General features: G+C 48.7%; 14 protein-coding genes. 8 read left to right on the top strand and 6 right to left on the bottom strand.

Features of this window, described 5'->3' with window-relative positions; genetic code table 11:
* The first annotated feature begins 13 nt into the window (after positions 1-13).
* The gene (gene polA, locus ACJ8W9_RS09055; RefSeq protein ID WP_411360894.1) at positions 14-2,785 is read left to right on the top strand and encodes a DNA polymerase I; all 2,772 of its coding nucleotides are present in this window, start codon (positions 14-16) and stop codon (positions 2,783-2,785) included.
* 189 nt (positions 2,786-2,974) lie between these two features.
* Here polA and ACJ8W9_RS09050 read toward each other — a convergent pair whose 3' ends face one another.
* From ACJ8W9_RS09050 to yihA, 3 genes are all read right to left on the bottom strand, one after another.
* On the bottom strand, positions 2,975-3,349 hold the full coding sequence (locus tag ACJ8W9_RS09050; protein ID WP_411359743.1) for a TonB-dependent receptor: 375 nt from the start codon (positions 3,347-3,349) through the stop codon (positions 2,975-2,977).
* Between the two features lie 99 nt (positions 3,350-3,448).
* Positions 3,449-4,351: a DMT family transporter gene (locus ACJ8W9_RS09045; protein WP_411359744.1), complete on the bottom strand. Its 903-nt coding sequence runs from the start codon at positions 4,349-4,351 to the stop codon at positions 3,449-3,451.
* Positions 4,341-4,955 carry a ribosome biogenesis GTP-binding protein YihA/YsxC gene (gene yihA, locus ACJ8W9_RS09040; RefSeq protein ID WP_411359745.1) on the bottom strand — a complete coding sequence of 205 codons (615 nt, stop codon included), beginning with the start codon at positions 4,953-4,955 and terminating at the stop codon, positions 4,341-4,343. Before yihA ends, ACJ8W9_RS09045 begins: the two co-directional genes overlap by 11 nt.
* Positions 4,956-5,071: 116 nt before the next feature.
* Between yihA and ACJ8W9_RS09035 the strand changes: the two genes are divergently transcribed.
* The 3 genes from ACJ8W9_RS09035 (at position 5,072) to ACJ8W9_RS09025 (ending at position 7,132) form a co-directional block, all read left to right on the top strand.
* The gene (locus ACJ8W9_RS09035; protein WP_411359746.1) at positions 5,072-5,698 is read left to right on the top strand and encodes a c-type cytochrome; all 627 of its coding nucleotides are present in this window, start codon (positions 5,072-5,074) and stop codon (positions 5,696-5,698) included.
* A gap of 524 nt (positions 5,699-6,222) precedes the next feature.
* Positions 6,223-6,681 carry a Der GTPase-activating protein YihI gene (gene yihI, locus ACJ8W9_RS09030; protein ID WP_411359747.1) on the top strand — a complete coding sequence of 153 codons (459 nt, stop codon included), beginning with the start codon at positions 6,223-6,225 and terminating at the stop codon, positions 6,679-6,681.
* Positions 6,668-7,132 carry a DUF2489 domain-containing protein gene (locus ACJ8W9_RS09025; protein ID WP_411359748.1) on the top strand — a complete coding sequence of 155 codons (465 nt, stop codon included), beginning with the start codon at positions 6,668-6,670 and terminating at the stop codon, positions 7,130-7,132. The genes yihI and ACJ8W9_RS09025 overlap by 14 nt, the downstream gene beginning before the upstream one ends.
* Here the strand turns inward: ACJ8W9_RS09025 and ACJ8W9_RS09020 are convergent.
* The gene (locus tag ACJ8W9_RS09020; protein ID WP_411359749.1) at positions 7,125-8,435 is read right to left on the bottom strand and encodes an amidohydrolase family protein; all 1,311 of its coding nucleotides are present in this window, start codon (positions 8,433-8,435) and stop codon (positions 7,125-7,127) included. The two genes, ACJ8W9_RS09025 and ACJ8W9_RS09020, sit on opposite strands and share 8 nt — an antisense overlap.
* Before the next feature lie 184 nt (positions 8,436-8,619).
* Between ACJ8W9_RS09020 and cysE the strand changes: the two genes are divergently transcribed.
* A complete protein-coding gene (gene cysE / locus ACJ8W9_RS09015; protein WP_411359750.1) occupies positions 8,620-9,411 on the top strand; it encodes a serine O-acetyltransferase in 792 nt (263 codons plus the stop codon).
* Between the two features lie 45 nt (positions 9,412-9,456).
* Complete coding sequence (locus ACJ8W9_RS09010) at positions 9,457-10,623, top strand: tetratricopeptide repeat protein (protein WP_411359751.1); 1,167 nt, start codon at positions 9,457-9,459, stop codon at positions 10,621-10,623.
* Positions 10,624-10,707: 84 nt separating this feature from the next.
* Here ACJ8W9_RS09010 and ACJ8W9_RS09005 read toward each other — a convergent pair whose 3' ends face one another.
* Both ACJ8W9_RS09005 and ACJ8W9_RS09000 read right to left on the bottom strand, forming a co-directional pair.
* Positions 10,708-10,914, bottom strand: coding sequence for a cold-shock protein (locus ACJ8W9_RS09005; protein WP_034733468.1), 207 nt, complete (start codon positions 10,912-10,914; stop codon positions 10,708-10,710).
* Positions 10,915-11,109: 195 nt separating this feature from the next.
* The gene (locus ACJ8W9_RS09000; protein ID WP_411360893.1) at positions 11,110-11,658 is read right to left on the bottom strand and encodes a hydrolase; all 549 of its coding nucleotides are present in this window, start codon (positions 11,656-11,658) and stop codon (positions 11,110-11,112) included.
* A gap of 107 nt (positions 11,659-11,765) precedes the next feature.
* Between ACJ8W9_RS09000 and ACJ8W9_RS08995 the strand changes: the two genes are divergently transcribed.
* Together ACJ8W9_RS08995 and ACJ8W9_RS08990 are read left to right on the top strand one after the other, a co-directional pair.
* On the top strand, positions 11,766-12,788 hold the full coding sequence (locus ACJ8W9_RS08995; RefSeq protein ID WP_411359753.1) for a GGDEF domain-containing protein: 1,023 nt from the start codon (positions 11,766-11,768) through the stop codon (positions 12,786-12,788).
* Positions 12,789-12,824: 36 nt separating this feature from the next.
* Positions 12,825-13,838 (top strand): GGDEF domain-containing protein, encoded by a 1,014-nt coding sequence (locus ACJ8W9_RS08990; protein WP_411360892.1) that lies wholly within the window; start codon positions 12,825-12,827, stop codon positions 13,836-13,838.
* The last annotated feature ends 49 nt before the right edge of the window (positions 13,839-13,887 follow it).

The following is a 13,887-nucleotide window of genomic DNA, read 5'->3' as shown; positions in this document are numbered from 1 at the left end:
GCAGTGAGCTATTATGGCTAGCAAGACAAACCCAGAAGTGCCCGCGAATCCGTTTATCCTTGTTGATGGATCTTCATATCTCTTTCGTGCGTTTTACGCGCCGCCGCACCTTACCAATTCGGCTGGTGAGCCGACTGGCGCTATTTACGGCGTCGTCAACATGCTTCGTAGCTTGATTAAGAAATATCAGCCATCACATATGGCGGTGGTGTTCGATGCCAAAGGGAAAACCTTCCGCAACGATATGTACGCGGAATACAAAGCCAACCGGCCGCCGATGCCAGACGACTTGCGCTCGCAAATTGCGCCACTGCACGCCATTGTGAAAGCATTGGGGTTGCCGTTACTTTGTATCGACAATGTCGAGGCTGATGACGTTATTGGGACGCTGGCAAGGCAAGCTGGTGAACAGGGGCGTTTTACTCTGATCAGCACCGGTGATAAAGATATGGCGCAGCTGGTCAATGAACATGTGATGCTCATCAACACGATGACCGACACCTTGCTCGACACCGATGGTGTGGTCGATAAATATGGCGTGAAACCAGAGCAAATCATCGATTATCTGGCACTTATGGGAGATAGCTCAGACAATATTCCAGGCTTGCCGAAAGTCGGTGAAAAAACGGCTCTAGCGATGCTGCAAGGGATGCAGTCGATCGATGCGATGTACGAACAGCCAGAAGCCATTGTAGAGCTTGGTTTTCGCGGTGCTAAAACCATGCCGGAGAAACTAAGCGAATATAAAGACCAGCTTATGTTGTCGCGGGAACTCGCCACGATCAAACTCGATGTCGACCTTGATGATATTCAACCGGAACAACTGGTCATCTCAGAGCCTGATCGTGAACAGCTGATTGAACTTTACAAACAATGCGAATTCCGTCGTTGGCTTGATGAGGTATTACAAGATGGTCCGGTGACAGCCCAGGCGCAACAGCAACAGACGCCAGTAGTCGAAGCGCAGGTAGACGGTAAATATGAGGTCATTACGGACAAAAAAACGTTCACTGCATGGTTAGATAAGTTGCAGCAGGTCAAATGTTTTGCCTTTGATACCGAAACTACCAGTCTCAACTACATGGAAGCTGAATTAGTCGGCGTTTCTTTTGCGGTGAAAGCAGGGGAAGCTGCGTATGTTCCGGTAGCGCATGACTACCCTGGTGCTCCGGAACAGCTGGATCGTGGTTGGGTGCTCACGCAATTGAAGCCGCTGCTCGAAAGCGCAAGCATTGGTAAAGTCGGGCAAAACTTAAAATATGACAGCCATATTCTGCGCCGCTATGGCATTCGTCTTGACGGAATCGTTAATGACACGATGTTAGCTTCTTACGTGTTCAATAGCGTCGGTTCGCGGCATGATATGGACACACTTAGCTTGCAGTATTTAGGCCATCGGCCCATTTCGTTTGAAGACATCGCCGGTAAGGGCGCGAAACAGCTAACCTTCAATCAAATCGGCTTGGAAGAAGCAGCGCCTTACGCCGCCGAAGATGCGGATGTGACGTGGCGTTTGCATGAAAAGCTCTGGGGTGAAGTCAGTCAAGACGCCAAGCTGTTAAAAGTACTGACAGACATTGAGCTGCCACTTGTGCCGATTCTGGTGGATATGGAACAGCATGGCGTGCAAATTGATGCGCAGTTGTTAGCAAAGCAAAGTAATGAAATTGCGCTCGAATTAGCCCGCCTCGAAGAGCAGGCTTATACCATTGCTGGCGAAGAGTTCAATTTGGGCTCACCGAAGCAACTGCAAGCAATTTTGTTCGAGAAGCTCGAGTTACCGATCATCAAGAAGACGCCGAAAGGCGCACCATCAACTGCAGAAGATGTATTACAGGAGTTGGCGCTCGATTATCCGTTGCCAGATGTCATTATGCGCCATCGTGGCTTGAGTAAGTTGAAGTCGACCTACACGGATAAGCTACCCAAAATGGTAAATCCGCGCACTGGCCGTATACATACCTCGTATCATCAGGCGGTAACTGCGACTGGACGCCTGTCATCGAGCGATCCGAATCTGCAAAATATTCCGATTCGAACCGAAGCTGGACGGCGTGTTCGTAAGGCATTTACAGCGCCCGAAGGTTATCGGATTATGGCCATCGATTATAGCCAAATCGAATTACGCATTATGGCGCATCTGTCGCAAGACAAGAATTTGGTCGAGGCCTTCTCGAAAGGCCGCGATATTCATAAGGCGACAGCAGCAGAAGTTTTTGGTGTCGACCTTGAGTCGGTTACGAGTGAACAGCGCCGTCGCGCGAAAGCGGTCAACTTTGGGTTGATTTATGGCATGTCGGCTTTTGGTTTGGCGCGCCAACTGGACATTCCGCGGCATGAAGCACAGCAGTATATGGAAAAGTACTTTGAGCGCTTCCCGGGCGTGCAAGATTACATGGAGCGCACGCGGCAACAAGCGAAGCGTGACGGTTACGTTGAAACTCTGTTCGGTCGACGTCTGCAGTTACCGGAAATCCGTGCGCAAAATGGAGCCCGTCGCAAGGCTGCTGAACGCGCTGCGATTAATGCGCCGATGCAAGGAACCGCGGCAGATATCATTAAGTACGCAATGATAAAAGTAGCGGATTATTTGCGAGCAGAGGTACCGCAAGAGCAAGCATGGATGATCATGCAGGTTCACGATGAATTGGTTTTCGAAGTAAAAGAAGAGCAAGTTGAACCATTACAGCAAAAGCTCGTCGAATTGATGGAAGGTGCAGTGAAGCTTGATGTGCCACTGATTGCCGAAGCTGGCGTCGGGCTCAATTGGGATGAAGCGCACTAACTTTCAAAACAAATTCAGATTTTTTTATTTTTTTTTGAACTTATCAAAAAATGACCAGTCTGAATTATTGAAAGGCGCATTAAACGAGTTATTTGCTCTGTTTGCGAAGTCCTTTCAGAGATGTTCTCTCCCTGGATTGTAAGTTTTTTGCCCGGCCATTGGCCGGGCTTTTTCTTTTCTAAGGCAACCTTATTTTCTAGCCTGTCGTAAGAGCATCCAACCCATCAATACGAAGGCTACTAGCGTAATAACTGAAGCGCCACCTAATAACGGCTCAATCGACTTGCGTGCAGTAAAGCCTCCATACAGCACAAATAAGCCAAGACTGATGCCGACGACTCCTAACTGGTGAAGCCAGAACTGAATGTGGCTCAACAAAGTGCCCTCGTAGTCCAGCCAAACCTTATGGAAAATGCCATACAGCACAGAAACGACAAAGCCTAGTAGTAGCAAGTGGGCGTGAGTGGGCAGTTGGGTGTGATTCTTGCTAGCCGCCATGGCAATACCAAGCAGCAACCCGAGCAGGCCATAGATAAAAGCAGTGAGTAAAAATTTACGATCCATACTGCAGTCTCCTGTTATTTGAATAGGAAATTAGGAACAGCAGTGACAGGACAACCAGACGAGTCGGTTAAAAAATAGACGATTATGGCGGTTTTGCAATTACCGTTGGGTATTGAACGGCTGTTTTTTGCGGCGGTTGGCGATCCAAACACCACCTAAAATAGCGGCCATGCCAACTCCTTGTTGCAGGTAGAAGGGTTCGCCGTCGAGAATGCCGAGAATGAGGGCAACAATGGGGATTAGATAGGTTACCGAACTGGTAAACGTGGTATCGGTCATTTTTACGACAGTGTTAAAGATGATGAGCGCCAAAGACGTGCCAACAATTCCTAAAATGAGAATCGCCGCTAACGGGAACCAATTGTGTGCCACCGTTACTTGATCAGCGAAAGGTGTCGCTAACAATAAATAGAGAAGTGCTGGTGGCGCGACCAAGAACAATGAAACACCCGTAATCGTTAGTGCGCCAAGATCGGGAATATGGTGTTTAATCAGATTGAGATTCAGACCATAACAAATCGTCGCAGCTATGATCAGTAAACCGAAGCGATTGAACTCAAGATCACCGTTGGCACTTGCGGTCACCAGCAGCACTGTTCCCACTAAACCAATCACCACGCCGATCCATTGTTGCGAGCGGGCAGTTTGCTTAAAAATCAGTACGCCAATGATGAGCGTCGCAAGCGGCGTAAAGGTGTTCAGTACCCCTGTCACCCCAGAAGGCAACTGGGTTTGCGCAAAGGCAAACAAGAAAGCAGGAATAAAGCTGCCAACTAAACCCACAGATATCAACTTGGGCCAATGGTGCGCGCGAACAGTTTTGAAGCGTCGGAGAATAAAGGGCAGTAAGAAAAAACCAGCTGAAGCAATGCGGATAGCCGCCAGTTGGTCGGGGCTAAAACCGAGCAAACCTTTTTTAATCAATAGGAACGAACTACCCCAAATCAGCGCAAGTAAGCCGAGGAGTAACCAAGCTTTTAACGGTGGTACATCACTCTGCATCTGCCATCAGCCACTCGGACAGCTTCGCTTCAACCTGCGGTAAGCCCAGTTTATTCAGCGATGAGAACATTTCGACAGTGACCTCGCCGCCAAATACAAGTGCGGCTTCACGCGCTTGTAAGAGCGTTGATTTACGCGCGCCGGGCTTTAACTTGTCAGCTTTAGTTAAAAGTATTAATACAGGAATCTCTGAGGCCGTCGCCCAATGCAACAATTCTTGGTCAACATCGCGATACGGGTGACGAATGTCCATCAGTAACACCAAACCACGCAACGACTCACGTTTCTGTAGGTATTCGCTCAGAGCACGATTCCACTTCTCTTTAACGGCAAGGGGGACTTTCGCATATCCGTAACCAGGTAAGTCGATCAAGCGTTTACCAGGTAACACCTCAAACACGTTGATCAATTGCGTGCGTCCGGGCGTTTTACTGGTACGCGCTAAGTTTCGTTGCCGCGTTAAGGTATTTAGTGCGCTTGATTTACCGGCATTTGAGCGGCCCGCAAAGGCTATCTCAACGCCCTCATCAGCAGGCAATTGGCGGATGTCTGCGGCGCTGGTAACGAACACGGTCGGTTGGAAGTTTAGGATTGCGTCAGTCATAGTGTCTATAAAGCCTTACAGGAAAGCGTATACTATCATGATTAGACGTTTAATCCTTAGAAGTTTTGTGTAAAATAGCGTCTGTTACAACATTTTCCAGAGCAGAGAATTCGATCATGAAAAAACTTGCATTGTTCGTTGGGCTGTATCTTGGTCTTACTGGCGCAGTTATGGCGCAGACCGGTGATGCAGAAGCCGGCAAGGAAAAATCTCAGGTGTGTGCAGCATGCCATGGTCCGACTGGCGACTCACCATCAGACATGTATCCAAAGTTGAATGGCCAGCACGCTTCTTATTTGATGAAGCAATTGCACGACTACCAGCTAGCGGGTGAGACCGGCGGCGAAGAAGGTCGCGCGAATGCGATCATGCAGGGCCAAGCTGCGTCATTGAGCGATGAAGATATTGCCGACCTCGCTGCTTACTTTGCGGCGCAAGAGCCAATGCAAGACTCAGCTCCTGAAGATGTGGTTGCCGCAGGTCAGAAGCTTTATATGGGTGGCGACGAAGCGCGTGGCTTGACTGCTTGTGCTGCCTGTCATGGCCCGCGTGGTGATGGTATGGGATTAGCTAACTTCCCTGATATTTCTGGCAACCACCCAGAATACATCGCGCAGCAACTTGAAATGTTTCGTGACGGTTCACGCGCCAATGATATGAATGGCATGATGCGTGATGTAGCCGCGAAACTTACCGATAAAGACATTGAAATCTTATCGCAATACCTCGCTGGACTGTATTAAAACTATCGAAAAGCGTACAAAAAAGCAGCACATGAGTGCTGCTTTTTTTGTTTTTATGTTATAGAAAACGCGAAGAAAGCCTTTAAAAATGAACCTATAAACCATATGGGTATAAAAAATCATTTTTTTAGACGATAAAAATCATTGATAAAAAATGACGATTCAGTAGTCTGAATGCCATTCAAGATTAGGGAAACCGCTGAGAGAGCGAGTTCTGACGGTTGGTAAGCAACTTACATTTTTAATCCAGGGAATAACAACAGGCCAGGAGGCCAACCTTAACCAAGCAAATAAAAACAAAAGCTAATGCTCGGTTGATGCGCGAAAAGATAACAATAACAATAAAAAACTCACGGAAGTTATAATAAAGTACACGGATGAATTGACAACCGTTCTCGTGAATCGCACGTGCGCTGTGTGAGTAAGAGAGAATACACTAGGCGATGCTTCGGCATCGCCTTTTTATTTTCTGCGTTGCTCGGTTACACTATGCGTTATCTTTTGCCACAACATGAAGCCTACCTATGACGCGCAAGAAAAAGACTCGGAAAACAGGCCCACTAGCAGCCTCCAAAAAACCTAGAGATGAAGTCCAACGCAAAGCCCCAGAAGGGACCAAGCACAAGGGCAAGGGTCACAAACCTGGCTCACGATTTAATCCACAGCAAGAAGCTCCGAAAAGTGGCACAAGCCAGCCTGTGGGGGACTCTCGCTTTGGTAGCAAGAAACCTATTACCTTGGTCAACACCCATGCGCAACAAGTAGCTGCGCAGCCGAGCTTTGACCGTGCAGCGGCTGAAGCAGAGCTGCAGGCGCTCGAAAACGACGCACGTCTGCAAGCATTACTCGATCGTATCGATAACGGCGATGAATTAAACCCTAGCGAAGAACGTTACGTAGACGAACGTACAGAGCGCTTTGAGCAGCTCGCTGAGTTGCTCGGGTTAAACTTCGACGATGATGAGGACGATGATGATGAGTAATTTCCCGTGGTGGGCATGGCTATTGGTTGTGGTCGCGGTGGTGATTGTTGCCGTGCTGGCATTTGTAGCTGGGCGCCTGCTAGGACGGTTACAAGATCAGAATAAACGCCGCGATGCGGCGATTCAGAAGCGTAATGAGCGTTTGCACGAGAGTATTGTGACCATCGCCAAAGCGATGGATCAAGGCCAGTGTGCGCTGTCTGAGGGCGCGCTGCGGCTAGTGGTGTTGCTAGACTTGCGGGTGGAAGAGGGGAAACCGGTTTACAGTGAACGCTATCGTGGGCTGCATACCATGTATGAACGAATCAAGCACATGCCAACTCACGAGGCGCGTAAGCAATATCCGAAAAGTGAAATTCGTAAAATGGATGATGAGCGCGAGGGTTATGAGAAAGAACTGGAGGACGTCATTTTGGCAGACGTCCGCCAGTTACTGAAGGACTTTAATTAGCAGCGTTTTTATAGACCTGCCCGTCTTTCATTACGAAGTCGATATCGGCAAGTACAGCAATGTCAGCTAGAGGATCAGCTGAAACTGCGACGATGTCGGCGCGCTTGCCAACCGTCAATGTACCAAAGTCATCAATCGTACCGAGAAGGGTCGCAGCTTCATGAGTTGCGGCCTTGATCGCTTCGAGGGCCGGCATGCCTGCCTCTACCATGTATACAAACTCACGATAGTTTTCGCCGTGATCAAAGACGCCTGCGTCAGTACCGAAAGCAATATTCACACCTGCCTTATAAGCTTCTGCAAAGGTGCCCTGAATTTTTGGACCGATCGCCGCCGCTTTAGGGCGTACTAATTCTGGGAAGAAGCCATCGATTTCCGCACGTTCGGCAACCGACTTACCAGCGGTGATAGTTGGAATGTAATACACACCTTTGGCTTTCATCGCATCCATCACTTCGGCATCCATGTAGGTACCGTGTTCAATGGAGTCCACGCCAGCTTCAATCGCGCGTAACATACCTTCTTTACCGTGGGCATGCACAGTAACTTTCATTTCATAATCACGCGCCGTGTTTACGATTTCATTGAGTTCGTCTTGCATGAACTGCGGATTTTGACCACTCTTGGCGACGCTTAAAACACCACCCGTGACTGTTAGCTTAATTAAGTCAGCGGTATCTTGATAGCGCGCTCGAACAGCTTTGCGCGCATCATAAGGCCCATCGACGACGCCATCTGCTGGAGTGGGTGACGGATAAAGATCTTCCTTCGCGCCATTGGTAGGGTCAGCATGGCCGCCAGTGGTCGCAATTGACTTGCCTGCGGTGAAAATCCGCGGGCCGGTTACTTTGCCAGCTTTAATCGCATCACGCAGGGCGATACTGGCATTGTATGAGTCACCTAGGTCGCGCACGGTAGTGAAACCCGCCATCAGCGTCTTACCCGCGAAATTGACTGCATCTAAGGTTACATCAGGGCCGCTCTTGGTAAATTTATGCATGTAACTACCAGGCGCGAGTTGCGAGGTAAGGTGCGTGTGCATGTCGATGAAACCTGGCATAACGGTGCCTTCACGACGGTCAATGACGACATCGTCAGCAGTGGCTTCTTGGAAACCATCGACAATTGCAGTAATGCGACCCTCATCGACGACAATGGTTTTATTACGTTCAGGTTCCGCACCGGTACCGTCTATCAATTGCCCAGCATAAATCAGGGTATCGGCCTGCGCAGCGCTGCAAGCTAATAGTAAGCTGGCGCTGAGGTGGGTCAGCATTAGAGTTGTTTTTGTTGATTTTGCCATAGCTTCCTCGATTCTGGGTTAGACACTTTATTAGACAAATAATGCATGAAGCTTCACCATACGCCTAGCGGAACTGGCAAATCAAGTTTGTCGACGCGCATAGACCGCATAAAAACGCTGAATTAACGCATCAGCTATTAAATTGATATAATTACGACACTTACCAACAGTGGAAAGAGTTTTCATGTTTAAACGCCTACGCGAAGACATCAACAGTGTGTATGCCCGTGACCCTGCTGCGCGCAACTGGTTTGAGGTACTAACGACCTATCCGGGGTTGCACGCAATTTGGTGGCACCGCATGAATCACCGCTTATGGAACTGGCGTTTTTATTGGCTGGCACGCTTTTTATCAACGGTCGCGCGGTGGTTGACCGGCATCGAGATACATCCAGGTGCGCGCATTGGTCGGCGCTTTTTTATCGATCACGGTATGGGCGTGGTCATCGGTGAAACTGCTGAAATTGGTGATGATGTGACCATTTATCATGGCGTCACTTTGGGCGGAACCAGTTGGAATCAAGGTAAACGACATCCGACACTTGAAGATGGTGTGGTCATTGGTGCGGGCGCAAAAGTCCTGGGACCTATCGTCGTTGCGAAAAACGCGCGTATCGGTTCGAACGCGGTAGTGGTAAAAGATGTGCCGTCGGAGGCCACGGTGGTTGGAATTCCTGCCCGTGTGGCAAACTCGAAAGTGGCACCAGAAGTCAGCAAGCGTCGCGCAGAAATGGCCAAGCAGTATGGTTTCGATGCCTACGCGATCTCGCCCGACAATCCAGACCCTGTTGCAACAGCGATTGGTCGTATGCTTGATCACGTGCATTTGCTTGACCAAAAAGTCGCCGATTTATGTTGCGCAGTGAATAAACTTGGCGGTAATGTGTGTGAAGAAATACCGGAAGTTGAATTGGACGACATGGACTTCATCACTGCAGAGCAAGAAGCAGCTGAACGACGCAAACGCGACCAATAAAATTAACCCATTGCGCCAGGGCAGTTGCCACAGAGGTAACTTGTTATGGCAATCGTACGCTACATCACTCCGATCCTACTTGTAACGCTGCTCGGTTGCGCCGGGCAGCCAGCGCAACTGCGCGAGCAAGCACCGATTCATCATCAGCTAAGCCCGCCAACATTTAATGATGCCTTGTTTGATAAAACGCCAGAGGTGATTTCACCAGCACAGTTATTTGCGCTCAGTGACGCGCAGCAACAGGCATTTTTACGTGTCTTCAACGGGCATTTAAGCCATTTACCAGCCAATGAGCGCATTAGCCGCTATCTGAGCGATCTGACCCACGGCTTCAACTACAAAGAAGAGACTTACACCGCAAGTGAAGCTTTGGCGTTGCAGGCGGGCAATTGTATGGCGTTAGCTATCGTCACTAAGAGTTTGGCTGACTTAGTCGATGTCGAGATTAAGTTTCAACAAGTGACGAATGCCCCAGTTTATGATCGCATCAACGATACGGTGATGGAGTCAGATCATGTGCGCGCGCGTTTGTACCGCCCGGTGCCCAGCGAAGAAAGTCGAGATGTACTTTATGAGCGTCAATGGGTGGTGGTGGATTACTTCCCCGCAAGGGACACCCGTAGTCGAGGTATCATTAGTGAAGCCAAGTTTCTTGCACTGTACTACCGTAACCGAGCGGCCGAATTTATGTTAGCTGAGCAACCTGATTTGGCTTTTGCCTATGCGCAAGCTGCTTTGCGCTATGAGGCGAACGATGGTGATGCGCTCAATATTATCGGCTTGTTGCATCGACGGGCGGGTGATACCCAGACAGCGCAACGCATTTATGACTATGTATTGAAGCTTGAGCCAAATAATTTGAATGTGCTGCATAACGCGCTCGCACTAGCACGATCAGGCAATAACCAAGCTGCTATGACGGCGTACGAGCGGCGTATTCAGGCGCTACCTGACCCAAACCCATACACTTGGATTGTATTAGCAGAGCGCGCTTTTGCGCAGAACCGATTTGAAACTGCTCTAACCATGTACGAGAAAGCCGCGTATTACGCCCCTTATCTGCATGAGGTTTATTGGGGACAAGCAAGTGTCTATGCGGCGCAAGGGGATACAGTGCGAGCCAAGCGGGTGCTCGCCGAGGGTCTGGAGCAGGCAAGGTTATCAGCAACCAAGCAAAGCTATAAAGCAGGGTGGTACAGCTATCGTGACTGACAGCCTTGACGGAAAGCATAAAAAAAGCCGCTCTAGGAGCGGCTTTTTGGGATTCTATTAATCTAGGCTGCCGAAGCAACGTGATTACATAGGTACCACGTTCTCAGCTTGAGGACCTTTAGGACCTTGAGCGATAGTGAACTGAACGGTTTGGCCTTCAGCCAAAGTTTTGAAACCGTCAGATTGGATAGCGCTGAAATGTACGAATACGTCTGCGCCTTGCTCTTGCTCGATGAAACCGAAACCTTTAGCTTCGTTAAAGAACTTTACTTTACCAGTTACTGTAGACATGCTGAAATTCCTCGTATGCATGTGAAAATCTAGGGTGTTGCTAATAAAAATCGTGTATAACTTGGGACTTACAAAACGAGGTACAGCAATTGACTTCGTAACAGGCCACAATGAGACAGCCAATTTTTTCTAGCGCGGTCAGTATACGCTCATTGAAACGCCTGTCAAATGAACTTTCTTTAGTCAAGCCTAAATTTATCCACGAATCCAATTTTTAGTGATGTGCCGAAACTCATCGGTACCACTTTTATAAAGCCATTCATAAGCCGCCATTTCACTACTAATAATGTTGATGCCGGCTTGTCGCAATCGCGCTAAAGCCGTTTGTTTATCGGAGTCTCTGCGTGATCCAACGGCATCCTCGACAACATAAACTTGGTAACCGGCTTGAGCCATATCGATAGCAGTTTGTAAGATACAAACGTGAGTTTCCATGCCCATTAAAATAATTTGGCGTTTGTCGTGGTTTTCTACAGCTTCGACGAAATTAGGCTCTTGCCAGGCACTAAAGTGCAGTTTCTCAACCACTTGAGCATTTTCAATCACACCACTCAGGGCATCGACACTGATCCCGAGCCCTTTTGGGTATTGTTCGGTGACGAGTACGCCGACATTAAGTTCGTTGGCAATTTCACCGAGCCAGCGCATGCGTGCTATTAATTGGTCGCGTTGATTGATGACAGGTGCGAGTTTTTCTTGCACATCAATGATGACCAATAAGGACTGCTCTGCAGTGAGTAACATAAGCCTACTCCTTTAACTATGAAGTTAATCTCATTGTGCCTCAAACGGCTTGCCTTTCCTATCCTTAGGGTCTAGCTTGTTGATGAATGGAATGAAAGAGTTCGCCAATGCATAAAACGGAAACTAGCCCAGCGAATAAGTCGGCTGACGAATTATTACAAGGCTTTAAAATAAAAGTCACGGGCAACATTGTCTGGGCTGGGGCTATTATTGAGCTAGTCTTGGCACTCGCTCAGTTTGTTATCGGTAATCATGTGTTGGCGAGTGTCATACTCGGCGCGAGCGTGTTGTTTGGCATTGTTGCGTGGTATTACCGCGGTCAACGTATTCCACTCCCATTTCGAATCGTTTTCATCACGCTATTAGTTAGTATTACTGCGGTATCGATGCATTTTAATGCTTACCTGGGTGTGTATTGGACTTATCCGCTACTTACCGCGTGTTTTTTCTTATTTTCAGGTACTGCAGGGATTATCGCAGCCGCGTCTTTAGTGGTAGTGTTTGGTGGAACAGCCGCATTCACACTGCCGTTCGACGATGCATGGCGACTCACCGCGACACTCTCCATTATTTTAGTGCTGGGTTCGGTATTTGTGGTGTTGCTAAAGCAACTGCAGGAATTGTTGAGACAACTTGTCGTCACCGACACGCTCACTGGGCTTAACAACCGTCATTTGGTGACTGGGGTGTTAGAGGATGCGTTATCTCGTTGGCAGCGCTATCAGCGTCCAGCGAGTGTGGTGATTATCGATCTTGATCACTTTAAGCCGTTGAATGATAAGTATGGACATCTGTTTGGCGATCAAATTCTCAAACAAGTTGCTAAGCGTTTGCGCTCAGTTTTGCGTAAAAACGACGAGATTTTTCGTGTCGGTGGCGAAGAGTTCTTAATTTTGCTACCTGAAACCAATGCCGATGCTGCCATGGTGGTGGCGCACAAATTAAGAGATTTAATTGCCGAGCGGCCGTTTAAAGGTAAGCAACACGAAGTCGCGGTCACGATTTCGCTTGGAGTGGCGCAGATAGCTGCTAAACAGTCTTGGGCCGAGTGGCTTAATGCCGCTGATCAGGCGCTGTTGCAAGCGAAGCGAGAGGGCCGTAATCGCGTATGTAGCGCAAGCACTCGTTAAGGTGTACAGTTAATAAAAAAATAACGGATAAAGCCTATGAACCAGAGCTACTCACCTTCATCAGCCGCAACATTTGATTTATGGCAGCATTTTCGCTTGTTGGCGATGCGCGGGATTTATTTCGGCTCCGGTATTGTGATTGCGGGCACGTCAGTTTACGCCGCTATCCAGGGCAGTTGGGCTGCCGCTGCAGCTTTATTCTGTATTGCCATCGGCTTCATCATTATTGGTTACCTTTATCGCAACGAGCTGGCGCCACAATGGATTAATTTTCTTGTCATTTGTTGTCTCGGGACCTTAGTGAGCGTCTCGATGAAGAGTGCAGGGATTCTGGGCGTTTATTGGATGTATCCGATTCTCGCAATGGTCTTTTTCATGTTTGACAAGACCATCTTTGTGCTTGTGATCATGTTGATTTACGCCTTATTCGCCGCTGTTATCTATCAAGTATTGCCGTTCGAATACGCTTGGCGTGTTGCAATCTCGATGTTGGTGTTGATTGGCGTTGGCGCGGCATTCTTGATCATGATGAGCAGTATGCAACGTAAGCTATTCAGTGCTGCTGCCACCGATTCTTTAACCGGTTGTGTTAAACGTGAGTACCTCAGTGACATGGTGCAGCAAGCGGCAAATAAAGCTGAGCGCGCGAAACAGCCAGCTAGCCTGGTGCAAATCGACATGGATTCATTTCAAAGCGTCAATGACCGTTATGGTTATTTATTTGGTGATAAGGTGCTTGAAGAAGTTGCGCGCCGTCTGCGCAGCGTTGCGCGCACCAACGATACCGTGGTGCGTTCAAATGGCGCTGAGTTCGTGGTCATCTTCCCCAATACCGCAAGTGATGAGGCCGAAGAGCTCGCTACGCAGATGCTCGATCGGATTCGTCACGACCCATTCTCGGTGAAATCACTCACGGTAACGGTGACCGCCAGTGGTGGCGTTGCCGAGTACAAACGTGGTCAACAGTGGGGCGAATGGCTTGGCGCAGCTGATTCGGCGCTCTATCAAGCGAAAAGCCAAGGGCGTGATCGACTAAAAGTCGCGCAATAAATTTGCACCTTTCTGACTAACTGGTAAAATTCGCTGCTTTCTCAAAAGG

It is taken from the genome of Pseudidiomarina salilacus (assembly GCF_047323925.1).
GTDB classification, from domain to species: domain Bacteria; phylum Pseudomonadota; class Gammaproteobacteria; order Enterobacterales; family Alteromonadaceae; genus Pseudidiomarina; species Pseudidiomarina salilacus.
The sequence above is the reverse complement of the archived record's forward strand: the minus strand, read 5'-3'. Positions and strand labels throughout refer to the sequence as shown.

Coding starts and splice junctions, on each gene's coding strand:
- polA (WP_411360894.1), top strand. CDS start 14: ATGGCTAGCAAGACAAACCCAGAAGTGCCCGCGAATCCGTTTATCCTT.
- ACJ8W9_RS09050 (WP_411359743.1), bottom strand. CDS start 3,349: ATGGATCGTAAATTTTTACTCACTGCTTTTATCTATGGCCTGCTCGGG.
- ACJ8W9_RS09045 (WP_411359744.1), bottom strand. CDS start 4,351: ATGCAGAGTGATGTACCACCGTTAAAAGCTTGGTTACTCCTCGGCTTA.
- yihA (WP_411359745.1), bottom strand. CDS start 4,955: ATGACTGACGCAATCCTAAACTTCCAACCGACCGTGTTCGTTACCAGC.
- ACJ8W9_RS09035 (WP_411359746.1), top strand. CDS start 5,072: ATGAAAAAACTTGCATTGTTCGTTGGGCTGTATCTTGGTCTTACTGGC.
- yihI (WP_411359747.1), top strand. CDS start 6,223: ATGACGCGCAAGAAAAAGACTCGGAAAACAGGCCCACTAGCAGCCTCC.
- ACJ8W9_RS09025 (WP_411359748.1), top strand. CDS start 6,668: ATGATGATGAGTAATTTCCCGTGGTGGGCATGGCTATTGGTTGTGGTC.
- ACJ8W9_RS09020 (WP_411359749.1), bottom strand. CDS start 8,435: ATGGCAAAATCAACAAAAACAACTCTAATGCTGACCCACCTCAGCGCC.
- cysE (WP_411359750.1), top strand. CDS start 8,620: ATGTTTAAACGCCTACGCGAAGACATCAACAGTGTGTATGCCCGTGAC.
- ACJ8W9_RS09010 (WP_411359751.1), top strand. CDS start 9,457: ATGGCAATCGTACGCTACATCACTCCGATCCTACTTGTAACGCTGCTC.
- ACJ8W9_RS09005 (WP_034733468.1), bottom strand. CDS start 10,914: ATGTCTACAGTAACTGGTAAAGTAAAGTTCTTTAACGAAGCTAAAGGT.
- ACJ8W9_RS09000 (WP_411360893.1), bottom strand. CDS start 11,658: ATGTTACTCACTGCAGAGCAGTCCTTATTGGTCATCATTGATGTGCAA.
- ACJ8W9_RS08995 (WP_411359753.1), top strand. CDS start 11,766: ATGCATAAAACGGAAACTAGCCCAGCGAATAAGTCGGCTGACGAATTA.
- ACJ8W9_RS08990 (WP_411360892.1), top strand. CDS start 12,825: ATGAACCAGAGCTACTCACCTTCATCAGCCGCAACATTTGATTTATGG.